At 74.4% G+C, this 23,058-nt stretch carries 17 protein-coding genes, 1 tRNA gene and 2 pseudogenes; 7 read left to right on the forward strand and 13 right to left on the reverse strand.

What is annotated here, in order from left to right; translation table 11 throughout:
• Positions 1–76 precede the first annotated feature (76 nt).
• The 4 genes and pseudogenes from LUW75_RS16325 (at position 77) to LUW75_RS16345 (ending at position 4,234) form a co-directional block, all read left to right on the forward strand.
• A pseudogene (locus LUW75_RS16325) lies at positions 77–674 on the forward strand (histidine phosphatase family protein).
• 902 nt (positions 675–1,576) lie between these two features.
• Entirely contained in the window at positions 1,577–2,092 is a 516-nt protein-coding gene (locus LUW75_RS16335; RefSeq protein ID WP_250336269.1) for a hypothetical protein, read from the forward strand.
• Positions 2,093–2,153: 61 nt separating this feature from the next.
• A pseudogene (locus LUW75_RS16340) lies at positions 2,154–3,014 on the forward strand (spermidine synthase); the annotation flags it as partial.
• 263 nt (positions 3,015–3,277) lie between these two features.
• Positions 3,278–4,234 carry a DUF2332 domain-containing protein gene (locus LUW75_RS16345; RefSeq protein ID WP_250336271.1) on the forward strand — a complete coding sequence of 319 codons (957 nt, stop codon included), beginning with the start codon at positions 3,278–3,280 and terminating at the stop codon, positions 4,232–4,234.
• Between the two features lie 223 nt (positions 4,235–4,457).
• Here LUW75_RS16345 and LUW75_RS16350 read toward each other — a convergent pair.
• The 3 genes from LUW75_RS16350 to LUW75_RS16360 form a co-directional block, all read right to left on the reverse strand.
• Positions 4,458–4,530 (reverse strand) — tRNA-His (locus LUW75_RS16350).
• A 114-nt stretch (positions 4,531–4,644) separates the two neighbouring features.
• Entirely contained in the window at positions 4,645–5,256 is a 612-nt protein-coding gene (orn, locus tag LUW75_RS16355) for an oligoribonuclease (RefSeq protein WP_250336272.1), read from the reverse strand.
• An 82-nt stretch (positions 5,257–5,338) separates the two neighbouring features.
• Entirely contained in the window at positions 5,339–6,526 is a 1,188-nt protein-coding gene (locus LUW75_RS16360) for a helix-turn-helix domain-containing protein (RefSeq protein ID WP_250336273.1), read from the reverse strand.
• Between the two features lie 1,090 nt (positions 6,527–7,616).
• On the opposite strand from LUW75_RS16360, the gene LUW75_RS16365 reads away from it, so the two are divergent.
• From LUW75_RS16365 to LUW75_RS16375, 3 genes are all read left to right on the forward strand, one after another.
• Positions 7,617–8,138 (forward strand): universal stress protein, encoded by a 522-nt coding sequence (locus tag LUW75_RS16365; protein WP_250336274.1) that lies wholly within the window; start codon positions 7,617–7,619, stop codon positions 8,136–8,138.
• A gap of 699 nt (positions 8,139–8,837) precedes the next feature.
• Complete coding sequence (locus LUW75_RS16370) at positions 8,838–10,055, forward strand: alpha/beta hydrolase family protein (RefSeq protein WP_250336275.1); 1,218 nt, start codon at positions 8,838–8,840, stop codon at positions 10,053–10,055.
• A 326-nt stretch (positions 10,056–10,381) separates the two neighbouring features.
• A complete protein-coding gene (locus tag LUW75_RS16375) occupies positions 10,382–10,927 on the forward strand; it encodes a hypothetical protein (protein ID WP_250336276.1) in 546 nt (181 codons plus the stop codon).
• A 77-nt stretch (positions 10,928–11,004) separates the two neighbouring features.
• Here LUW75_RS16375 and glmS read toward each other — a convergent pair whose 3' ends face one another.
• The 10 genes from glmS to LUW75_RS16425 form a co-directional block, all read right to left on the reverse strand.
• Positions 11,005–12,822 (reverse strand): glutamine--fructose-6-phosphate transaminase (isomerizing), encoded by a 1,818-nt coding sequence (glmS, locus tag LUW75_RS16380; RefSeq protein ID WP_250336277.1) that lies wholly within the window; start codon positions 12,820–12,822, stop codon positions 11,005–11,007.
• Between the two features lie 68 nt (positions 12,823–12,890).
• Positions 12,891–13,166: a hypothetical protein gene (locus LUW75_RS16385; RefSeq protein ID WP_250336278.1), complete on the reverse strand. Its 276-nt coding sequence runs from the start codon at positions 13,164–13,166 to the stop codon at positions 12,891–12,893.
• A 244-nt stretch (positions 13,167–13,410) separates the two neighbouring features.
• Positions 13,411–15,204, reverse strand: a complete 1,794-nt coding sequence (locus tag LUW75_RS16390) for an IucA/IucC family protein (RefSeq protein ID WP_250336279.1) — start codon at positions 15,202–15,204, stop codon at positions 13,411–13,413.
• Positions 15,201–15,758: a GNAT family N-acetyltransferase gene (locus LUW75_RS16395; protein WP_250336280.1), complete on the reverse strand. Its 558-nt coding sequence runs from the start codon at positions 15,756–15,758 to the stop codon at positions 15,201–15,203. The genes LUW75_RS16390 and LUW75_RS16395 overlap by 4 nt, the downstream gene beginning before the upstream one ends.
• Positions 15,755–17,029 carry a lysine N(6)-hydroxylase/L-ornithine N(5)-oxygenase family protein gene (locus tag LUW75_RS16400; RefSeq protein ID WP_250336281.1) on the reverse strand — a complete coding sequence of 425 codons (1,275 nt, stop codon included), beginning with the start codon at positions 17,027–17,029 and terminating at the stop codon, positions 15,755–15,757. Before LUW75_RS16400 ends, LUW75_RS16395 begins: the two co-directional genes overlap by 4 nt.
• Positions 17,013–18,455 carry a pyridoxal phosphate-dependent decarboxylase family protein gene (locus tag LUW75_RS16405; RefSeq protein WP_250336282.1) on the reverse strand — a complete coding sequence of 481 codons (1,443 nt, stop codon included), beginning with the start codon at positions 18,453–18,455 and terminating at the stop codon, positions 17,013–17,015. The genes LUW75_RS16400 and LUW75_RS16405 overlap by 17 nt, the downstream gene beginning before the upstream one ends.
• A 160-nt stretch (positions 18,456–18,615) precedes the next feature.
• On the reverse strand, positions 18,616–19,500 hold the full coding sequence (locus tag LUW75_RS16410) for a siderophore-interacting protein (protein ID WP_250336283.1): 885 nt from the start codon (positions 19,498–19,500) through the stop codon (positions 18,616–18,618).
• A 4-nt stretch (positions 19,501–19,504) separates the two neighbouring features.
• The gene (locus LUW75_RS16415; RefSeq protein ID WP_250336284.1) at positions 19,505–20,545 is read right to left on the reverse strand and encodes an ABC transporter substrate-binding protein; all 1,041 of its coding nucleotides are present in this window, start codon (positions 20,543–20,545) and stop codon (positions 19,505–19,507) included.
• A gap of 417 nt (positions 20,546–20,962) precedes the next feature.
• Positions 20,963–22,123: an acyl-CoA dehydrogenase family protein gene (locus LUW75_RS16420; RefSeq protein ID WP_250336285.1), complete on the reverse strand. Its 1,161-nt coding sequence runs from the start codon at positions 22,121–22,123 to the stop codon at positions 20,963–20,965.
• Between the two features lie 5 nt (positions 22,124–22,128).
• Positions 22,129–23,046: a hydroxymethylglutaryl-CoA lyase gene (locus tag LUW75_RS16425; protein ID WP_250337701.1), complete on the reverse strand. Its 918-nt coding sequence runs from the start codon at positions 23,044–23,046 to the stop codon at positions 22,129–22,131.
• Positions 23,047–23,058 lie beyond the last annotated feature (12 nt).

Raw genomic sequence — 23,058 nt, forward strand, 5'->3', positions numbered from 1 at the left:
CGATGATGGCGGGTACCCGGCCGCACGCGCCGCCGCGTGCGGCCTCCCGCCCCGAGTCCCCCCAGGAGCAAGCCCCATGGCACCCCGTATCCTGCTCGCCCGGCACGGTCAGACCGAGTGGTCGCTGCTCGGCAGGCACACCGGCCGGACGGACGTCCCCCTCCTCGCGGCGGGCCGGCGGGGCGCCGGGCTGCTGGGGGGAGCGGCTGCGCCGCGGCCCCTGGGCGGGCCTGGAGGGGTACGAGGTGCGGACGAGCCCGCTCGTACGGGCGCGCGAGACCTGCGACCTGGCCGGCTTCGGCGACCGCGCCGAGGAGTGGGACGCGCTCGTGGAGTGGGACTACGGCGCGTACGAGGGCCTGACCTCCGCCGAGATCCGCGCGTCCCGGCCCGGTTGGCTGGTCTGGCGCGACGGCGTCCCGGAGGGCGAGACCCCGGCGCAGGTGTCGGCTCGCGCCGACGGGGTGGTGGAGTGGGCCCGCTCCGCCGACCGCGACGTCCTGCTGTTCGCCCACGGCCACTTCCTGCGGGCGGTCGCGGCGCGCTGGCTGGGCGAGGACATCGGGTTCGGCGCCCGCGTCCACCTCGACCCGGCGAGCCTGTCGGCCCTCGGCTGGGCGCACGGCGTGCCCGCGATCGCCCGTTGGAACGACACGGGCCATCTGGAGGGGTGACCCCGCCCCGCCAGGCCGCCCCCGCCCCACCCGGCCGCCCCCGGGCCGTCGCCCCGCCCCGTCCCGGCGGGGGACCGGGAGGCGGGTGGTTCCGGCCGCGGGCGCCGGCTGCGTCCCGCCCCGACGGGGCGCCAGGGGGCGGCGGCGGGCGAGGAACGCGGCGACCCGCGGGGCGGTCCGGTGGGGGTGCAGGAGGCGGGCCGTCCCGGCGAGCATCGACTCGACGCGGGCCGACCGGACGTCGCCGAGCAGGCCCAGCACCCGGCACCCGGCCGCCGACCGCCGCCGCCTCCTCCGGGGCGCCGTCCCGGGCGAGGTCGGCGGCGAGCCGGGCGCGGTACAAGGCGAGGTTCCTGGCGAAGTGCGGGTCGTCCAGTGCGGCCGCCCGGCGGGCGTGGCGCACCGCGCGGGCCGGATCGCCCAGCAGCGACCAGCACCGGGCCTCCAGGAACTCCAGTTCCGGCTCCCCGAAGAACGACATCCACTCCGGGTCCGCGTCCGAGGGCCCGCGCCCGAAGAGGGAGTGCGCCCGCCCCAGCGCCTCCCGGCACGCCGCCCGCTCCCCGATCTCCCGGGCGGCCCGGCGTACCGCGGCGGCGAACTCCGCGGGGGAGCGCCGCCCCCGCAGGCGGCGGAAGGCGAGGTTCGGAACCGCCCGCGACGAGGCCACGGTGAGCCCTCTCCTACGCGCTGCCGATGCTCCGGCGGAGCACGGACGCACCCGCCGCGGTGAGACCCCCGTCCCCGGTTTGGTTGCACAACGGATGTCTCATCCGCTATCCGCCATGAAGCGCCATCCTTTGCGGCGAGATATCGCCGTAGCCGTTGACGCCCGGCGCCGTTGAATCGTGCGGAGGGGTGCGACGCGCCCCGTCCGGAAACCCGAGCGAGGAGGGGACCCCTTGTCGGAGGTCGTCACGGAGGCCGGCCCGCGCGACGAAGGCGAGCCGCAGACCACCCTGCGGCACGCGCCCACACGGGACGAGAGCGCACGCCCCCCGGCGGGGCGGGAGGGCGGCGCCCGGGTCCGGGAGCACCCCGTGGACCAGGCGTGCGACCTGGTGACGGTCCCCGCCCGCCAGGGACTGGAGGCGGTCGACATCCTGCGCCGCGGTGCCCCGGCGGTCGGCCCGGTCCTGCACGACGGCGCCGGCGACACGCTCGGCTTCGTCGTCCCGCCGGGCACGGCCGCCGACTGGGACGTCCCGGGCAGCGCCTGCACGCGGACGGACGGGCGCGGTCTGCGCCTGCCCGGCGGCCCGGCCGCCCCGGGGGGCGCGGTGCCGGAGCCGCCGGTGCCCGGCAGCGGCTGGCTCCTCCCGCCGGCCGACGCGGACCCGGTCACCGACCCGGCGCTGCTGCGCGAGGCCCTCGGCGAGGCGGCCCGCCTGCTCAGGGCCGCCGACGACTGCGGCTGACCGCGCGCCGGGGCCCGCCCCGCCGGGCGCGCACCGCGCCCGCCCCGCCGATAATGGGCGGGTGGCGAGGAACAGGCGGCAGGGCGGGCGGGCGGCGGAGACGGTCAGCGAGGTCGTCGACGGCGGCGTCGCCGAGCTGGTGCCCGACCGGGAGCGGCCGCGGGCGTGGACGCTGCTCGTCGACGGGGCCCCGCAGTCGCACGTCGACCTCGACGACCCCGCGCGCCTCGACTTCGCGTACCAGCGCCGCCTCGGCCACGTCGTCGACCTCGCCGCCCCGTCCGGGCGCCCCCTGCGCGCCGTGCACCTCGGCGGCGGGGCGTTCACCCTCGCCCGGTACGTCGCCGCCACCCGGCCCCGCTCCACCCAGCAGGTCGTGGAGATCGACGCGCCGCTCGTGCGGTTCGTGCGGCGGGTCCTGCCGCTCGACCCGGCCGCCCGGATACGGGTGCGCGGCGGCGACGCCCGGGCCGGACTCGCCAGGCTGCCGGACGGCTGGGCGGACCTGGTGGTCGCGGACGTGTTCAGCGGCGCCCGCACCCCCGCGCACCTCACCAGCACCGGGTTCCTCACCGAGGTGCGGCGCGTCCTCGGACCCGGCGGGCAGTACGCCGCGAACCTCGCCGACGGGCCGCCGCTGACCCACCTGCGCGGTCAGATCGCCACCGCGGCCGCCCTCTTCCCCGAACTGGCGCTCGCCGCCGATCCGGTGGTCCTGCGCGGCCGCCGCTTCGGCAACGCCGTCCTGCTGGCCTCCGCCGCGCCGCTGCCCGTCGCGGAGTTCACCCGCCGCGTGGCGGGCGACCCGCACCCGGGCCGGGTCGAGCACGGGCGGGCGCTGGCCGATTTCACGGGAGGCGCCGCCCCGGTGACGGACGCCGCCGCGAAGGACTCCCCGCAGCCGCCGCCCTCGGTCTTCCGCGACCAGCACGGGCGCGGCCCGTCCCGTACGGCGTCCGCCTCCCTCCCCCCGCGGCCTCCCGGCCCGGCTGGGTGAACGGCGGTGCCGCGGAGGCGTCCTGACCCGAGGTCAGGCGGCTTCGGCGACTTCCCGGCGGCGCGGCCGGGCCGCCCGGCGGGCCGCGCGGGAGGGGCCGGGCGGGCCGCGGGTTCAGGACAGTGTGGGTTCCGCTTCTTCTCGCGGAGCCCTCCGCCTGCCAGGATCGGTCCGACGGAGGGCGGACGATGGACGTTGCAGAGCAGTACAGGCGCTTCGTGGTGAGAGAGGTCCGCGGGCACTCCGCGGTCTACGAGGAGACGGCGGAGCGGATCGCCGGCGACCCGGAGCTGATCGCCCTGATCGAGGGGCTGCCCCAGCCGAAGCGGCAGCCGAACCTGCTGCTGGCGTCCGTGCGGTTCCTGGGCGGACCCGTCGGGGACTACCCGGTCTTCCGGACGTGGCTCATCACCCACTGGGACCGTGTGCGCGCGACCGTGCTGCGGCACCGCACGCAGACCAACGAGGCCGGCCGGTGCGCCGTGCTGCTGCCGCTCCTGGCGTCCCTGCCCCAGCCGCTCGCCCTGATCGAGGTGGGCGCCTCGGCGGGCCTGTGCCTGTACCCGGACCGGTACCGGTACCGGTACGACGAGCGCCCCCCGCTCGGCCCGGCCGACAGCCCCGTCTCCCTGCCCTGCCGCACCACCGGCCCCGTGCCCTTCCCCGAGCGGCCGCCTTCCGTCGTCTGGCGGGCCGGCGTCGACCTGAACCCGCTCGACGTCCGCGACGCCGACCAGGTCCGCTGGCTGGAGTGCCTGATCTGGCCGGAGCAGACCCACCGGCTCGACCGGCTGCGCGACGCCGTCCGGATCGTCCGGGCCGAGCCCCCGCACCTGGTCCGCGGCGACCTCAACCGGACGGTGCGGGAGCTGGTCGCCCGAGTGCCCCGGGGCGCCACGCCGGTGGTCTTCCACAGCGCGGTGATGCCCTACCTGTCCGACGCGGAGCGGGAGGCCTTCACCGAGACGGTGCGGAGCCTGCCCGGCCACTGGATCTCCAACGAGTCGCCGCGCCTCTTCCCGTCCGTGGAGGCGCGGCTGCCCCGCGCGGTGTCCGCGGACCGCGCGGTCTTCGCCCTGGCCCTGGACGAGCGGCCGGTGGCCCTCGGCAGCCCGCACGGCCAGTGGCTGGAGTGGTTCGACTGAGGGGCCGTCACACCGGGACGCGCGGGGCCGCCGGGAGCCGGGTGAACCGCTCGCGCCGCGGTCGGACGGGGACGGTGCGCGGGTGCCCGCCCCGGGCCCGGCGCGGGCGGCGGCCGGCGTGACCGTCCGGGCACGCGGCCCGGAAGCGGGGCGGGCGGTGCGCCGTCCGCACGGGCGGGAACGGGGAAGGGCCGGCCCTCGCGGACCGGCCCTTCTCGATCAGGGTGAGTGACGGGACTCGAACCCGCGACATCCTGGACCACAACCAGGTGCTCTACCAGCTGAGCTACACCCACCGCGACCGGTCCTTCTCCTGACCGGCCGAGAAAAAGTGTACAGGGTCCGGGAGGGTGCTCGCGCACCCGTTTCCGCGCGGTCCGCCCGGGGGCGCCCGGAGTCGTGCGCCGCCCCTATCCGGCGGGTTCCGCGGGGAGGACGTGGCGGGCCGCGATGGTCTTCGCCGTGTCCGAGTCGGGGCCGGGCTGCGGGACGAAGATCGCCTCGCGGTAGTACCGCAGCTCCGCGATGGACTCGCGGATGTCGGAGAGCGCCCGGTGGCTGCCGTTCTTCTCCGGGCTGTTGTAGTACGCCCTCGGATACCAGCGGCGCGCCAGCTCCTTGACGGAGGAGACGTCGACGATCCGGTAGTGGAGGTACTTCTCCAGCGCGGGCATGTCCCGCGCGAGGAAGCCCCGGTCGGTGCCGACGGAGTTGCCGCACAGCGGCGCCCTGCCGGGCTCCTTGACGTGCTCGCGGACGTACGCCATGACCCGCGCCTCCGCGTCCGCGAGGGTGGTGCCGCCCGCGAGCTCGTCGAGGAGCCCGGAAGCGGTGTGCATCTCGCGCACCACGTCCGGCATCGTCTCCAGCGCCGCGTCCGGCGGGCGGACGACGATGTCCACGCCTTCGCCGAGCACGTTCAGTTCCGAGTCGGTGACCAGCGCGGCCACCTCGATGAGTGCGTCGTCCGCCAGCGAGAGCCCGGTCATCTCGCAGTCGATCCACACCATGCGATCGTTCATGCGTCCACCTTAAAGGGGCCGCCGGGTGGCGGGGCGGTCTCGCGCCCCCTCACCGGCGGCCCCTCCGGGACGTGCCGTGCGACTACGGCGCGCTGCGCTGGCCCGGCAGCGAGGCCCGGCCGGACGTCAGCGCGTCCACGTGCTGCTTGCCCGGCTCGCCGCCGCCCACGCCGACCGCCGCGGGACGCCGCAGACCGGGGCCGTGCCCGCCCTGCGGCGGCACGACCGGCTCGGCGACCGGCGGCACCCCGTCGCCCTGCGGGCGGCGCGCCCGGTAGGCGGCCCGGTACGCGGCCGGGGACGAGCCCAACTGGCGCCGGAAGTGGCCGCGCAGCGCCACGGGCGAGCGGAAGCCGCAGCGCCCGGCGACCTCGTCGACCGAGTAGTCGGAGGTCTCCAGCAGCCGCTGGGCCTGGAGCACCCGCTGGGTGATCAGCCACTGCAGCGGCGCGCTGCCGGTGAGCGAGCGGAACCTCCGGTCGAAGGTCCGCCGGCTCATGTACGCCCGGGCGGCGAGCGTCTCCACGTCGAACTGCTCGTGGAGGTGCTCCAGCGCCCACGCCACCACCTCGGCCAGCGGGTCGGCGCCGATCTCCTCGGGCAGGGACCGGTCCAGGTACCGCTCCTGGCCCCCGGTGCGGCGCGGCGGCACGACGAGTCGCCGGGCGAGCGCGCCGGCGGCCTCCGTGCCGTGGTCGGTCCGCACTATGTGAAGGCACAGGTCGATGCCGGCCGCCGTCCCCGCGGACGTCAGCACGTCGCCGTCGTCGACGAACAGCTCCCGCGGGTCCACGTGGACCGACGGGTAGCGCTTGGCGAGCGTCGGCGCGTACATCCAGTGCGTGGTGGCGGGCCGCCCGTCCAGTAAACCGGCGGCGGCCAGTACGAAGGCGCCGGTGCACAGGCTGACGATCCTGGCGCCCTCCTCGTGCGCGCGGCGCAGCGCGTCGAGCGCCTCGGCGGGCGGCGGCGACGTGATCGACCGCCATGCCGGCACGACGACGGTGCCCGCTCTGCTGATCGCCTCCAGGCCGTACGGTGCGGAGAGTTCGAGTCCCCCGGTCGTGCGCAATGGCCCTTCCTCGCCCGCGCAGACCAGCAGCCTGTAGCGCGGGACTCCGGCGTCCTGGCGGTCAACCCCGAACACCGAAAGTGGGATGGAACTCTCGAAGATGGGGCCGCCGCTGAACAGCATGACGGCGACGACCTCGCGACGGCGGCGCCCGGACAGTCTGCGTCCGGTCTCCGGTGCGGCGGAGTCCTGGCTCATGACGCTAAGCCCCCCTCGGTGTTCGCGTCTCCTAGGTCCTGTCGCTCCTGCACGTTTCCCCTCGGTTTTGCACGAGACCCCGTTCTCCGACTAGTCATGATCGAATCTACTGGGTCCCGAAGCGCCGGAGTGCCAAGTTCCGCATCCGGCGCTATGTCGACAAGGCAACTTGGCGCGAAGCATTCGATCACGAAGCGTTGCACCTCGGGGCCCCCAGGGAAGGGCGTCCCGCGCTCATGGCCCATCCGCGTAGGGTGCGCGAGACCCCTGCGGCCCTTATCCCGCAGGTGGCAAGGGGGCCCGCAGGCCATTCCGGTAAGGATAGACGGGTTCGCTGAAGTTGGCTGAAAACATATGGGTCCGCCTGTGCGAATCCTTGGGCTCGGCAGCGCGCGCGGCGCCCCCGCTTGCAGCGCGAGGGCCGTGGCACGCCCCCGGCGGCCCCCGTCGGCGCCCGTAGCGCCCCTACCCGCGACCCGGCGCGGCACGCGCCCCGCCGCAGGAGCGGTCCGGCGCGGGGGCCGTGCGGCGCGGTGGGCCCGGGCCCGGATCCGGGGCGGGGGTGCCGAGGGTGCCGGGGCGACACCGGGCGGCGGGAGGGGTGCCGCCCCGGGAGGGACCGGGCCCTCGACGGGGCGCTTCGTCCGGCGCCCGGCCGCGCCCGCCCCGGCCGCGCCCGCCCGGCGGGCGGCCGGCGGGCGGGTCGGCGGGATGTCCGGGCGAGGGGTCGGCGGCCCAGGAGAACCGGGCCGTTCCTCCCGCGCCCCGTGGGCCACCCGGCGGGCCGCGCCCCGCACCGCACCGGGCGGACGGAGGCGCCGAGGGGGCCCGCGGGACCGCTCCGGAAGGGGCTCGCGGACCGGGTCCGGGCGGCCGGCCGGGACCGCTGTAGGGGCCAACCGGCGTTGCGCCGGGCAACGGGCTCGTGCATGCTCCCTGGGTCGCCGCGGGCACCGCGGCGACCCTGGGCGGGAGAAGGGCGGCGCCGTACCCTTGAGGGTGTGGGGCCGGGAAGAGGCATTCCCGGACGCAGCCCCCACCGCCGGACGCCCTGCCCCTTCCCACGAGGACCCTCTTCGCCGAGACACCCATGGCCGGTCACGAACTCCCCGAACCAGCCGACCGCAGGCGGATCGCCGATTCGGCGGTGGACCCCCTGGCGGCGGCAGACGCGCGTCACGCGTGTGACCCCGCTTTCCGGCACGGCGTCGTGGTCGGCTTCGACGGGTCGACCTCCAGCGAGCGGGCGCTCGCGTACGCGGTCGGCATGGCGCGCCGCTCCGGCTCCGGTCTGATCATCGTGCACGTCGCGAACCGGCTCCCCACGACCGTGTGGGCCGGCTGCGAGCCCCCGGTCTTCGTCGACGTGCCCGACCACCGCACCGAGCTCCTGGGGCTGGAGCTGGCCTGCGCCGACCATCTGTCCGAGGTGCCCTGGATCCTCGTCGAGCGCGGCGGCGACATCTGCCACGAGCTGGAGGAGGTCGGCCGGGAGTACTGCGCCGACGCCATCGTCGTCGGCTCCACGCAGGGCGTCGTCGGGCGCGTCTTCGGCTCCGTCGCCGGCCGGCTCGCGCGCCGTGCGCAGCGGCCCGTCGTCGTCATCCCGTAGCGCATCTCAAATAGTTCACGAATAAATCAAGCCACCGCCCGAGAGACTTGTGTGCTTGTGAAGAGCCGATGGGGGCGGAGGGCGGTGTGACCGCGCCCGGAGCCCTCGGCGGGCGGGCCGCCCCGGGGGAGGGCCGCCCGCGGACCCGCTTCCGGAGAGGGCCGCCCCGCGCCCCGCCCGCGCCCGCTTCCCCGCGTCCGCCTCTTCCGCGCCGACAGCCCCCGCGCCGGCCCCTCCCGTGCGGGCTCCTCCGTACGGGTCCCTGCGGTGCGCCCGCCTTCCGCGCCACCTCCGGCGGGTCCGCCCCCGCCCCGCCTCCCCGCGCCCGTCCTCCGCGGGCGGGGCGCTCGCGCGGAGTGCGCGGCCCCGGCCGAGCGGCCCCGCCTCGCCGTACGGGGACCGGCGCCCCGCCTGCCGGCCCGGACCGGAGCCCCGACGAAGGTCCCGCCCGCGGGGGCGGGCCGTCCGCCGTCCCGCACTCCTCCCGCGCCGCGGGAGGTCCCCCGGGCGCGGACGGGCCGGCGGGCACCCGCGCGGCCGGTGCGCCGCAGCGCTCCCGCGGCTCCGGCTGCCACCCCGGTCGTACGCCGACGATCCGTCAACCGACTCAGGGACTACGGGATAGTCGGCCACCGGGCGGACCGGGTCCGGACGGAGGACTGACGCGCGGGGCCCCGGCCCCGGCCTAGCGTCCTCCCCATGACGTCGCCACGCACCCTGCGTACGGCCGCCGCCGCGGCCCTCCTCCTCGCCCTCACCCCCGCTCCGGCGGTCGCCCAGGCCCAGCCCGCCGCCACCGCCGCTCCGGCGGTCGCCCAGGCCCAGCCCGCCGCCGCCCCGCAGTCCGTCCGGGGGGTGCTGCTGCCCCGGCCCACCGGCGCCTCCCCGGTCGGACGGGAGACCCTCCACCTCGTCGACCGGTCGCGCGCCGACCTGTGGGTGCCCGAGCGGCCCCGCGAGCTGATGGTGGACCTGTACTACCCGGCGCGGTCCGCCGCCGGCACCCCCGCCCCGTACGCGGGCCCGCGCGAGGCGTGGCTGCTGCTGGAGGACGCGGGGGGCGGCGACCCCGGCGCCCTCGCCAAGCTGAGCGCCACCCGCACCCACAGCGTCGCGGGTGCCCGCCCGCAGCGCGGCAAGCACCCGCTCGTCGTCCTGTCGCCCGGCTTCGGCGGGCCCCGGTACACGCTGACCACCCTCGCCGAGGACCTCGCCAGCCGGGGCTACGTCGTCGCCCTCGTGGACCACGCCCACGAGTCGCTGGGCACGGTCTTCCCCGGCGGCCGGGTGCTCACCTGTGTGGCCTGCGAGAAGGCCGAGACGCTGGAGGACATGCGCAAGGCGACCGTGCAGCGCGGCCAGGACGTCTCGTTCCTGCTGGACCGGCTGACCGGGCCGCGCCCCGCCTGGCGGCACGCCGCCGTCGTCGACCGCAAGCGGATCGGCGCCTCCGGCCACTCCCTCGGCGGCGCGGCCGCCGCTTCCGTGATGGCGCAGGACGCGCGCGTGCTGGCCGGCGTCAACATGGACGGCACGTTCGGCGACCCCGTACCGGCCGGCGGGCTCGGCGGGCGGCCCTTCATGATGCTCGGCACCCACACCGACGTGCACCTGCCCGGCGGCGAGGACGCCAGCTGGGGCGAGGCGTGGCGGAACCTCGACGGCTGGAAGCGCTGGATCAGCGTGGAGGGCACCGACCACCTGACGTTCTCCGACGCGCCGCTCCTCTTCGACCAGCTCGGCATCCCGTACGACTCGCCCACCCCGTCGACGATCCGGCCCGAGCGGGCGGTGGAGCTGGTCCGCGCCTACACGGCGGCCTTCTTCGACCTCCACCTGCGCGGAATTCCGCAGCCGCTGCTCGACGGCCCCGCGGCGGCCGACCCCGAGGTGCACTTCAACGCCCCGGCCGACTGAGCCGGCCGAACCCACCGGGCCGGGCGCCCGGATCCGCTCACCGGACCGGCCGACCGGGCCGGGCGGCGGCCGGAGGCGCGGTCCGCGCCGTTCCGCTTCCGCCGAACGCGCTGGAGCGGACGGGGGCCCCGGCCGGTCCGCAGGTCGGCCGGGGCCCCGGGACGGCCGGAAGGCGGCGGACCCGGGGGAGCGGCACTTGTACCGGGGCCGGTGCCGCTGGGAGTCTTCCTGCGCGCCCTGCGGCGGCCGGGGCACGGGACGGACCCCCGGCCGGCCCCTCACCCGCTGGTTCCGCCCGCCGGACGACCGATCAGGAGTGCCCTCCCATGCTGCGAACGACCTCGCGCACGCTGCTCGCCGCCGCGGCCACCGCCGCCCTCGCCGTCACCACGGCGGTCACCCCGGCCGCCGCCTCCGCCCCGGCCGCCCCGGTCGTCGCGGCCGTCCCGGCCGCCGGGACCGCCTCCGCGCCGGAGAAGGCCCCCGCCGCCTCCCCGCCCGTCGCCGAGGGCGCCGCCTCGGCGTTCTGGTCCTGCTCCGTCCCGCCCGGCCACACGTACACCATGGTCCGCAACTCGTACACCTGCTCCGGGGGCGGCAGCTTCCTGACCACCGAGTTCTACGTCCAGCCGCCCGAGGAAGGCATGTGGGCGTGCACCACCGTGCCGGGGTACACCCACACCGCGGTGCAGAACAGCCACGCGTGCTCCGGCGCGAGCTACACCAAGACCGCGTTCCTGCTCTACAAGCCCGTGACCGGCATGTGGGCCTGCTCGGTGCCGTCCGGGTTCACCTACACGGCCACCCAGGCCTCCTACGCGTGCTCCGGCGCGAGCTACACCAAGACCGCGTTCCTGCTGCGGGCCCTGTAGGCGCCGAGGGCCCGGGGCCCGGGGCGCCGGGAGGCGGCCGGACCCCGGGCCCCGGGGCGCGTGCGGGACGTACCGGCTTACTCGACCGTGACGGACTTGGCGAGGTTGCGCGGCTTGTCGATGTCGCGGCCCATGGCGAGGGCCGTGTGGTAGGCGAACAGCTGGAGCGGGATGCCCATGAGGATCGGGTCCAGCTCGTCCTCGTTCTTCGGCACCACGATCGTGTGGTCGGCCTTCTCCTGCTCCCGGTGCGCGACGGCGAGGATGCGGCCGCTGCGGGCCTTGATCTCCTCCAGCGCGGCGCGGTTCTTCTCCAGCAGAGCGTCGTCCGGGACGATCGCGACGGTCGGCAGCGCCGGCTCGATCAGCGCCAGCGGGCCGTGCTTCAGCTCGGACGCCGGGTACGCCTCGGCGTGGATGTACGAGATCTCCTTGAGCTTCAGGGAGGCCTCCAGCGCCACCGGGTAGCCGCGCACCCGGCCGATGAACATCATCGACTGGGCGCCCGCGTACTCGGCGGCCAGCTCCTTGATCTCGTCCTCCAGCTCGAGGATCTCGCTGATCTGCTCCGGCAGCCTGCGCAGGCCCTCGATGATCCGCCTGCCGTCCGTGACGGACAGGTCGCGGATGCGGCCGAGGTGGAGGGCGAGCAGCGCGAAGGCGACGACCGTGTTGGTGAAGCACTTGGTGGAGACCACGCAGACCTCCGGCCCGGCGTGGACGTACACGCCGCCGTCGGCCTCGCGGGCGATGGCCGAGCCGACGACGTTGACGACGCCGAGGACGCGGGCGCCCTTGCGCTTCAGCTCCTGGACGGCGGCCAGCACGTCGTAGGTCTCACCGGACTGGGAGACGGCGATGTAGAGGGTGTCGGGGTCGACGACCGGGTTGCGGTAGCGGAACTCGGAGGCCGGCTCGGCGTCGGCGGGGATGCGCGCCATGGACTCGATGAGCCCGGCGCCGATCATGCCGGCGTGGTACGAGGTGCCGCAGCCCAGGATCTTGATCCGGCGGATCGTGCGGGCCTCGCGGGCGTCCAGGTTCAGGCCGCCCAGGTGGACGGTGGAGAACCGGTCGTCGATGCGGCCGCGCAGCACGCGGTCCACCGCGTCGGGCTGCTCGGAGATCTCCTTGTGCATGTACGTGTCGTGGCCGCCCATGTCGTAGGAGGCGGCCTCCCACTCCACGGTCTCCGGGGTGGCGGTGGTCCGCGTGCCCGTCGTGGTGTACGTGCGGAAGTCGTCGGCCTTCAGCGTGGCCATCTCGCCGTCGTCCAGGGTGACGACCTGACGGGTGTGGGCGACCAGGGCGGCGACGTCGGAGGCGACGAACATCTCCTTCTCGCCGATGCCGAGGACGACCGGGGAGCCGTTGCGGGCGACCACGATGCGGTCGTTGAAGTCGGCGTGCAGCACGGCGACGCCGTAGGTGCCCTCGACGACCTTCAGCGCCTCGCGGACCTTCTCCTCCAGGGTGGTCGCCTGGGAGCGGGCGATCAGGTGGGTGAGGACCTCGGTGTCCGTCTCCGACGCGAAGACGACGCCGTCCGCCTCCAGCTTGGCGCGCAGCTCGGCGGCGTTGTCGACGATGCCGTTGTGGACGACCGCGACCTTGTTCTCGGGGTCCATGTGCGGGTGCGCGTTGTGGTCGCTCGGCGCGCCGTGGGTGGCCCAGCGGGTGTGGGCGATGCCGGTGGTGCCGGCGAAGCGCTTGGGGACGCGCGCCTCCAGGTCGCGGACGCGGCCCTTGGCCTTGACCATCTTCAGGCCCGAGGACTTCGGGCCGGTGATCACGACGCCCGCGGAGTCGTACCCGCGGTACTCCAGCCGCTGCAGACCCTCCAGCAGCAGCGGGGCGACGTCGCGCTTGCCGATGTAACCGACGATTCCGCACATAGAGTTGGTGACCCTCCTGGTCTCGGGTGTGTGCCCGGCGGTTTCCCGGCCGGACCGGTCCGGCCGGTTCAGCCGTAGACGATGCGGCGCAGCTGCCGGAGCGAGAGCTCCGGCGGCGCCACGGCGCGGTGCGGCAGCTCCGCCGCGATGTGCTCGAAGATCTCCGAGTTCACCGCGCCGGCCGCCTGCAGTTCCCGATGACGGCGACGGACGAACTCCTCCGTCGTCTCGTCGAAGTACGCCAGCACGTCGAGCACCACCCGGGCGGCCTCACCGCGCCGGAGCGCGGTGCTGCGCACCAGGTGGTCGACGAGGTCGTCGTGTGACGGGCGGCGATCGAGCACCCGTAGATACTGAAGGCACAGGGGCCGGTTTCGCAAGAAAACTGCCCGGAATCGGGCAGGCGCCTTCAGGATCGGGTGTCGGAAACGGTTCGCTCTGGGGTGTTGTGTCCGGAAGTAACAGTTCCGGAAACCGGCGGCTGCGAAGGGGCCGCTCCGGAGGGGACGGGGCCGGGCCCGGCCGGAACGGGGCCGGGGCCCGGCGGAGGACCGTACCCCCCGGGCCCCGGCCGGTCCGGGTACGCCCCTACGGGCGGTGTCCGGCGAGCGGGTTGCGCAGCGTCCCGACCAGCTGGAGCGCCGCCGACGGGTCCGCCAGGTCCACCATCTGCCGGTTGTCGCGCAGCTGGAGCCGGTTCAGGCAGGAGAGCGCGAACTCCTCCGCGAAGAGGTCGTACCGGGCGAACCGCTCCGCCAGCTCCGGACGCGACTTCTGGTACGCCGTGACGCACTCGGCGACCGTCGCCCAGAACATCCCCTCGTCCAGCACGCCCTCGGCGTCCAGCGTGGCGCCCAGGAAGCGGAAGAAGCAGTCGAAGACGTCCGTGAAGACCGACAGCGCCTTCTGATCCTCGGGGACCTCGGCCCGGATGCGCTCCACGGCCGGCGGCAGCACCGCGTCCGGGTCCATGACGACGATCTCCTCGGCGATGTCCTTGAAGATCGCCCGCTGGACCGTGCCGCCCTCGATGACGAGGATCACGTTCTCGCCGTGCGGCATCCACGCCAGGTCGTACGCGTAGAAGGTGTGCAGGATCGGCAGCAGGTACGCGTCGAGGTAGCGGCGCAGCCACCGGTCGGGGGCGAGCCCCGACTCCGCGATCAGCGCGCCCGCGAACGAGGCGCCCTCGTGGTCGGTGTGCAGCAGCGACGCCATGGTGGCCAGCCGCTGCCCCGGTTCGAGGGACGGCACCGGGCTCTCCCGCCACAGCGCGGCCAGCATCTTGCGGTACGGCGAGTACCGGTCGGTGGCCGCCTCGTACTCCAGGTGCCGGTAGCCGACCGCCGCGCGCTCCCGGATGATCGAGAAGCGGGCCGCGCGCAGCACCTCGTCCCGGTCGATCAGCTTCGCCAGCCAGTCGTTGATGGCGGGGGTGGCCTCCATGTACGCGGCGGACAGGCCCCGCATGAAGCCCATGTTCAGCACGGACAGGGCCGTCTTGACGTAGTGCTTGGCCGGGTCGGAGGTGTTGAAGAAGGTGCGGATCGACTGCTGGGCCAGGTACGCGTCGTCGCCCTCGCCGAGGTACACCAGCCGCTGCCGGGCGATCTCCGCGGCGAAGGTCACCGTCAGCTTGTTCCACCACTGCCAGGGGTGGACCGGCACCAGCAGGTAGTCGGCCATGTCCAGGCCCCGCCCGGCGAGCGTGCGGGCGAAGCGGTCGACGGCCTCGTCGCCCAGTTCGGACCGGATGAACGTGTCGTACTCGACGTCCTCGCCGGCCGTGAAGGCGGTGCGGTCCCGGTGCGCGGCCAGCCAGACGAGCCGCAGCGGGCTCGCCGCCTCCGGCGCGTAGGCGTGGTACTCGTCGCCGCCGAAGCCGAGGCGGCCGTTGTTGGCGACGAAGCAGGGGTGGCCCTCGGTCATGCCCGTCTCGACGGCCTGGAAGTCCGACTTCGCCAGCTCGGCGGCGGTCACCCGGGGCTTGGCGGACTTGTACGCCGTGCCGGCGAGCGTCGAGGAGATCTCCTCCAGGTACACGGGGAGGATCTCGTCGCTCAGGCCCAGCGCGCCGCGCAGCTCGATGACGAACTCCAGCGCGTCGAGCGGCAGCTCGGCGCCGTCGCGGTGGCGGCTGACGGAGTCGGCGTACACCTGCCAGTGGTCCAGGGCGAACCGGCCGGCGGTGAAGCGGTACTCGGTGGCGCCGTCGTCGCTGAGGACCCGGTAGCGGCCCTCGCCCAGCGGCTGCGGGTCGAGCAGCCGCTCGTGGGAGAACTCGGCCAGCGCCTTGCGGACGAGGAGGCGGTTGGCGTGCGCCCAGCGCTCGGGGGTGAGGTGGGCGACGGCGTCGGCCGTGCGGTGGTCGGCGGTGTTCATCGGGCGGCTCCCACGGCGGCCTCGAACGCCTCGCGGGTGCAGACGCTCAGCAGGGCCTCCTTCTCCGGCTTGGCGATCTTGTCGACCGGGACGAAGCCGACGGCCTCGTTGAGGGCGTGGACGGCGGTGTTGCGCACGTCCGGCTCGACGACGACCCGCCTCACGGCCGGGTCGCGGAACAGCTCGGCCATCACGGCGGTGATCACCGCGCGGGTGAAGCCGTGGACGGGCGTGTCGGTCGGGGCGACCAGGAAGTGCATGCCCACGTCGCCGGGGAGCGGGTCGTACAGGCCGACCAGCTCGACCTCGGCGGGGTCGTAGCGCTCCATCAGGAACGCCGGCTCCCCGTCGTGGAGGCCGAGGAAGGCGTCGTGGTGCGGGTGCGCGGCGATGGCCGTGTAGTCCCGCTCGACGTCCTCCAGGCGGTGGTCCTGCATCAGCCAGTACGCCGCCTTGGGGTGGGTCACCCAGCGGTGCACCAGCTCGGCGTCGGCGAGCGGGTCGAGCGGGCGGAACGCGAGCGCGCCTATGCCGGAGGCGCCGGTGGTGCTCATACGGTGAACTCCTGGAACGCGATGGACTTCTCGACGGGGTAGTACTCGGTCCCCAGCAGCTCGCGGATGATGTAGGAGTTGCGGTACGCCCCCATGCCCAGGTCCGGCGAGGTGACCGAGTGGGCGTGCACGCCGGCGTTCTGGAGGAAGACCCCGCGGCCGGTGACGTCGATCGCGTAGTTGCGGGCGATGTCGAACCGCCCGCGCCCGTCCCACTTGAGCCGGTCGCGTACGGGCTCCAGGAAGTCCGGGACGCTGTACTTGTAGCCGGTGGCCAGGACGAGGCCCTCGGTGCGGATCTCGTAGTCCTTGCCCTGCTCCTCCTGGCGCAGCCCCAGGGTGTAGGTGCCGCTCCCCTCGTCGTACGAGGCGGTGTTCAGCGACGAGTTGGTGAGCAGGCGCGTGGGGACCGGGCCGCCGTTCTCGACGCTCTTCTGGTACAGCAGGTCGAAGATGGCGTCGATGAGGTTGCCGTTGATGCCCTTGAAGAGGCCCTTCTGCTGGGTCTCCAGCCGGTAGCGGGTCTCCTCGGGCAGGGCGTGGAAGTAGTCGACGTACTCGGGGGACGTCATCTCCAGGGTGAGCTTGGTGTACTCCAGCGGGAAGAAGCGCGGGGAGCGGGTCACCCAGTTCAGCCGGTAGCCGTGGACGTCGATCTCGGAGAGCAGGTCGTGGTAGATCTCCGCGGCGCTCTGGCCGCTGCCGACGACGGTGATCGACCGCTTGGCCTTGAGGGCCTCGCGGGCCTGCAGGTAGCGGGAGTTGTGGAGCAGGTCGCCGCCCAGGCCCCGGCATGCCTCGGGGACGTACGGCGGGGTGCCGGTGCCGAGTACGAGGTGGCGGGCGCGGAAGGTGTCGCCGCCGTCCGTGTGGACCTCGTACACCTCGGCGGCCTCGTCGTACTCGACGCGGGTGACGGTCGTGCCGAAGCGGACGCCGTCCAGCTTCCCGGCGGCCCAGCGGCAGTAGTCGTTGTACTCGGCGCGCAGCGGGTAGAAGTTCTCGCGGATGTAGAACGAGTACAGTCGGCCCTTCTCCTTCAGGTAGTTGAGGAAGGAGTACGGCGAGGTCGGGTCGGCGAGCGTCACGAGGTCCGACATGAACGGCGTCTGCAGGTGGGCGCCCTCCAGGAACATCCCCGAGTGCCACTCGAAGTCGGGCTTCGACTCCAGGAACAGGCCGTCGAGTTCCGCGATGGGCTCGGTCAGGCAGGCCAGGCCCAGGTTGAACGGACCCAGTCCGATCCCGATCAGGTCAAGAGGCGTGGACAAGGTTCTCTCCCAGGTACTGCTCGGCGTGGCCGGCTATCAGATCGAGGACGGCGGCGATGTCGTGCGCGGTCGTCTCGGGGTTGAGCAGGGTGAACTTCAGGTACTGGCGGCCGTCGACCTTGGTGCCGGCGACGACGGCCTCGCCGGAGGCGAACAGCGCCTTGCGGGCGTGCAGGTTGGCGCGGTCGACCTGCTCGGGGTCGGCGCCGGCGGCCGGGGCGTAGCGGAAGACCAGCGTGGACAGCGACGGCCGGACCACCACGTCGTAGCGCGGGTCGGCGGCGAGCAGGTCGAAGCCGTCCGAGGCCAGGTCGCACACCTCGTCGAAGAGCTGCCCGACGCCGTGGGCGCCCATGGTGCGCAGCGTCAGCCAGAGCTTGAGCGCGTCGAAGCGGCGGGTCGTCTGGAGCGACTTGTCGACCTGGTTCGGGATCCGCTCCTCGACCGTGTGGCGCGGGTTGAGGTAGTCGGCGTGGTAGGTGGCGTGGCGCAGCGTCGCCGCGTCCCGGACGAGGACGGCGGAGGAGCTGACGGGCTGGAAGAACGACTTGTGGTAGTCGACGGTGACGGAGTCGGCGCGCTCGATGCCGTCCAGCAGGTGGCGGCGGGTGGGGGAGGCGAGCAGGCCGCAGCCGTAGGCGGCGTCGACGTGCATCCAGGCGCCGTACTCGGCGGCCAGCGCGGCGATCTCGGGCAGCGGGTCGATGGAGCCGAAGTCGGTGGTGCCGGCCGTGGCGACGATCGCCATCGGCACCAGGCCCTCGGCGGCGCAGCGGGCCAGCTCGGCGGCGAGGACGACGCTCTGCATGCGCTTGTCGGCGTCGCAGGGGATGGACACGACGGCGGACCGGCCGAGACCGAGGAGCTGCGCGGACTTCTGGACGCTGAAGTGGCTGCACTCGGAGGTGAAGACGCGCAGCCTCGTCAGGTCGTCGGTCTTGGCCTCCTCGCGGGCGAGGAGCAGTGCCTGGAGGTTGGACTGGGTGCCGCCGCTGGTGAAGACGCCGTCGGCGGTCGGGCCGAGGCCGACGCGGTCGGCGGTCCAGTCGACGAGGCGGCGCTCGATCAGGGTGCCGCCGGCGCTCTGGTCCCAGGTGTCCAGGGAGGAGTTGACCGCCGAGAGGACGGCCTCGCCGACCAGGGCGGGGATGACGACGGGGCAGTTGAGGTGGCCCAGGTAGCGGGGGTGGTGGAAGTAGACCGCGTCCCTGAGGTAGAGGTCCTCCAGCTCCTCCAGGGCGGCGGAGGTGTCGCCGAGGGGCCGGTCGAGGTCGACGGCCGAGACGGCCGGCGCGAGGTCGTCGGGGGTGACGCCGGTGAACGGGCGCCGGGTGGTGGCGAGTCTGCGCGCCACCCGCTCGACTCCTTCGGTGACGGAACGTCGGTACTGCTCCGCCGTCGCGTCGTTGAGCAGGTGCGAGCGCATGCGACATCCTCCCGGATGCGGGGACGTGGGCGTTCCTCTGGGGACAGGGCGGGCGAGGTACGCTGTTTGGTGAGGTTAGCCTAGCCTAAGTTGACGTTGCCGTGTCGCCGATCCCCGCTCATGCGGCGCGAACCGCGGCGGCGGGCACGGCGGTCGGGGGCTACGCGCCGGCCGCGGCCCCGGTCTCGGGCTCGGTCTCGGGCTCCGGGGCTTCGCGCAGGGCGTCCTCGCTCAGGCCCCTGCGCCAGTACCCGACGAACGTGACGCGGCGGCGGTCGAGCCGGCGTTCGTTCACGAAGTGCCGGCGCAGCGCCTTCACCGAACCGGACTCCCCCGCCAGCCACACGTACGGCGCCGAACCGGTCACCTCGGCCGCGCGGACCGCCTCGACGGCCGGCGGCGCGCCCTCCTCCCGCACGAGCCAGGTCACCGAGGCGTCCGCCGCGGTGCGCGGCTCGATCCGGTCACCGGCGTGCGGGACCTCCAGCCACACCCGGGCCCTCGTCCCGGCCGGCAGCCACTCCAGGATCGCCGAGGCGGCGGGCAGCGCCGTCTCGTCGGCCCACATCAGCACCTCGTCGGCGTCCGCGGGCAGGTGGAAGCGGACGCCGGTGTTCTCCCGCGAGGTGGGCCCCAGGACGGCCACGCGGTCGCCCACGGTCGCGCCCAGCGCCCAGCGGCAGGCGGGTCCGCCGTCCTCGTGGACGGCGAAGTCGATGTCGACCTCGGTCGTCCCGTCGCCGGCCCGGCGCTGCCCGCGCACGGTGTACGAGCGCATGACGGCCCGCACGTCGTCCGGCATGGCCCGCCACGCGCCCAGCGTCCCGTACAGGTCGCCGTCGACGACGGGCGGCAGGACCGGCTCGGGCTGGCCCGGGTGCGGAAGGAACAGCGACAGGCTCTGGTCGCGCCCGCCGGAGGCGAAGCCCGACAGGTCCTCGTCGCCGGCGCCGGCGAAGGTCGTGCGGATCATCGACGGGCCGAGCCTCCGCACCCGTACGACCCGCAGGTTGAAGAAGCCGAACGGCGGTGCGGCGGTCGTCATGGGGTCAGGCCACCTTCTTCGCGTTCTCGATCGCCTCGGCGAGGTCCTCCAGCAGCGGGGCGCACTTCTCGTACGAGTAGACGGGCTCCGTGACGCGCGGGACGACCTGGCCGGCCTTGACGGCGGGCAGCCGGGCCCAGGTCGGCTTGGAGGCGAGGTCCTTGGGCTGGATGGCGGAGCTGCGGTTGTCCATCATGATGACGTCGGCCGGGTACTTGTCGACGTTCTCCCAGCTGAGGGACTCGAACCAGCCGCCCTGGTCGAGCTTGCCGGGCACGACGAGGTTCACGCCGAGCTCCTTGAAGTACAGGGTGTCGGTGGGGCGGTCCGGGGTGGAGACGTAGAACAGGTCGGCGCTGGCGGAGCCGATGAGGACCCTGATCTCCGGCTTGGCCTTGGCGGCGGCGCGCAGCCGGGCCGCGGCCTTCTCGAAGCGGGCCTTGCTGTCGGCGACCGCCTTGGACCCCACGTCGCCGCCGAGGCTCTCGGCCAGCTCGGCGTGGCGCCGGATCACCTTCGGCATGGACCGGTCGGCGGCCCACAGGGCGACGCTCGGGGCCAGCTTGAGGATCGTGTCCTTGGACTCGTCCGGCACGTACCAGAGCGCGTCCTTCTCCCACATGTCGGTGATGAGGACCTCGGGCTGGAGCTTGACGTACTCCTCGATGTCGAACTCGCCCCAGACGTTGCCGATGATCTCGACCTTGTTCACGTCGAGGTCGCCGGCCTGGACGTCGGGCTTGCCGTCGGCGGTCTTCGTGGGGCCGAAGACGCCCTTCACCTCGACGCCGAAGTCGTGCAGCGCGGCCGCCATGCCGGTGAAGGCCACGATGTTCCCCGGCGTGGCCTTCGCCTCCGCCGTGACGCCGCGGTCGTCGGTGAACCTCCACGGGCCCGACCCCGCCGCGGGGTCCGCGTCGCCCGGCTTCCCGGAGGGCTTCTCCTCGCCGCCGCACGCGGCGAGCGCGGCGCCCAGACCCAGGGCGCCTCCCGCGGCGAGGAGTCCACGGCGGGTCAGACGGGTGGCTCGGGCGTTGCTGGGCATGGCGGAGTCGCTTTCGTACGGCCGAGTTCCGGCCACCGGGCACGTTCGAAGGTAGGTTAGCCTAACCTCAGACGCTGTCCAGGGGGCGGCCCCGCCTCCCGCTGTCGCCTCCGTCACGCCGCCGCGGCGGACGGGGCCCCGGTGGTGGACCCGCCGGAGCAGCGCTTCACGGGGTCCGTCCGCGCACCGCGTCCAGCAGCGTCCGCGGAGGGCCTTCCCCGGGCCCGACCGTCCGGCGGATCGCGCCGCTGGCCACCGGCCTGCACGCGGTGCGGAGTCCCGCCGGCGGTCCCGCCACCGGCCACGGCGCCTGTCGCCGGCCGGCGGGGACGGCCGCAGCCGTGCCCGCCCGGCGCCCGTCGGGCCGCCCCGCGCCGGCGGCCCGGGGCGGGGCGGCCACCCGGCCGGCCGCGAGTCCTAGGCGGAGAAGCCCAGTTCGCGGGCGATGAGCATCCGCTGCACCTCGCTGGTGCCCTCGCCGATCTCCAGGATCTTGGAGTCCCGCCACATGCGCGCGACCGGGTACTCGTTCATGAAGCCGTACCCGCCGTGGATCTGCGTCGCGTCACGGGCGTTGTCGACGGCGACGGTCGACGAGTACAGCTTCGCCACCGCCGCCTCCTTCTTGAACGGCTCGCCCAGCACCAGCCGCGACGCCGCGTCCCGCCAGCCGATCCGGGCCATGTGCGCCCGCGTCTCCATGTCGGCCAGCATGAACTGGACGGCCTGGTTGTCGCCGATGGGCCGGCCGAAGGCGTGACGTTCCTTCGCGTACTTCACCGACTCGTCGACGCAGCCCTGGGCCAGGCCGGTGGCCAGCGCCGCGATGGCGATCCGGCCTTCGTCCAGGATGCGGAGGAACTGCGCGTACCCGCGGCCCTCCTCGCCCAGCAGGTTCGCCGCGGGCACGCGGACGTCGGAGAACGACAGCTCACGGGTGTCCGAGGCGTTCCAGCCGACCTTCGAGTACGGCGCGGCGACCGTGAAGCCCGGCGTGCCCGAGGGGACGATGATGGACGAGATCTCCGGGCGCCCGTCCGGCTTGCGGCCCGTCACGGCGGTCACCGTGACCAGGCCCGTGATGTCCGTGCCGGAGTTGGTGATGAAGCACTTGGTGCCGTTGATCACCCACTCGTCGCCGTCCCGCACGGCCGTGGTGCGCGTCCCGCCGGCGTCCGAACCGCAGTCCGGCTCGGTCAGGCCGAACGCGCCCAGCACCTCGCCGGAGCACAGCTTCGGCAGCCACTCGCGCTTCTGCTCCTCCGTGCCGAACCGGTAGACCGGCATCGCGCCCAGCGAGACGCCCGCCTCCAGGGTGATGGCCACCGACGAGTCGACGCGGGCCAGCTCCTCCAGGGCGATGCCCAGGGCCAGGTAGTCGCCGCCCATCCCGCCGTACTCCTCCGGGAACGGCAGGCCGAACAGGCCCATGCGGCCCATCTCCCGCACGATCTCGTACGGGAACTCGTGGCGCTCGTAGAGGTCGCCGATCTTCGGGGCCACCACGTCGTGGGCGAACTCCTCGACGGTGCGGCGCAGTTCCTCGTGCTCGGCGGAGAGCCGGTGGTCCAGGGACATGGGGGTCACTCCTTGTGGGAGAGGGCGCGGACGGTACGTGACGGGCTCGGGCGGCCCAGCTCCTCGGCCAGCCACACACTGGTGGCGGTCAGCCGGCCCAGGTCGACCCCGGTCTCGATGCCGAGGCCGTGGAGCATCCACACGAGGTCTTCGGTGGCGAGGTTCCCGGTGGCGGACTTGGCGTAGGGGCAGCCGCCGAGCCCGCCCGCGGAGGCGTCGACGGTGGTCACGCCGTGCCGGAGCGCGGCGAGCGTGTTGGCGAGGGCCTGCCCGTACGTGTCGTGGAAGTGCACGGCCAGCCGGAACGCGGGCAGCCCCGCGTCACCGAGCGCGGTCAGCAGCGCCTCCACGTGGCCGGGCGTGGCCACGCCGATGGTGTCGCCGAGGCTCAGCTCGTCGCAGCCCAGGTCGGCCAGGCGGCGCGTCACCCGCACGACCCGGTCGACGGGGACGGGGCCCTCCCACGGGTCGCCGAAGCACATCGACAGGTATCCGCGCACGCCCAGCCCCTCGGCCTTCGCGCGGGCGACGACCGGCTCGAACATGGCGAGCGCCCCGTCCACCGTGCGGTTCAGGTTGGCCTTGGCGAACGACTCGGTCGCGCTGGCGAACACGGCGACCTCGCGGGCCCCGAGCGCCAGCGCCCGGTCCAGCCCGCGCTCGTTCGGCACGAGCACCGGCAGCCGCACGTCCAGGTCGCTCACCAGCGGGAACAGCCTCTCGGCGTCGGCGAGCTGCGGCACCCACTTCGGGTGGACGAAGCTGGTCGCCTCGACCGTGTCCAGGCCGGCGCCGGCGAGGCGGCGGATGAACTCGGCCTTCACCTCGGTCGGTACGACGCCCTGCTCGTTCTGCAGGCCGTCGCGCGGGCCGACCTCGTGGATCCGCACCCGCGCGGGGAGCCCCGGCGCGGGCACGGCCATCGGCAGTCCGTC

It is taken from the genome of Streptomyces sp. MRC013 (genome assembly GCF_023614235.1).
Taxonomy (GTDB): Bacteria; Actinomycetota; Actinomycetes; order Streptomycetales; family Streptomycetaceae; genus Streptomyces.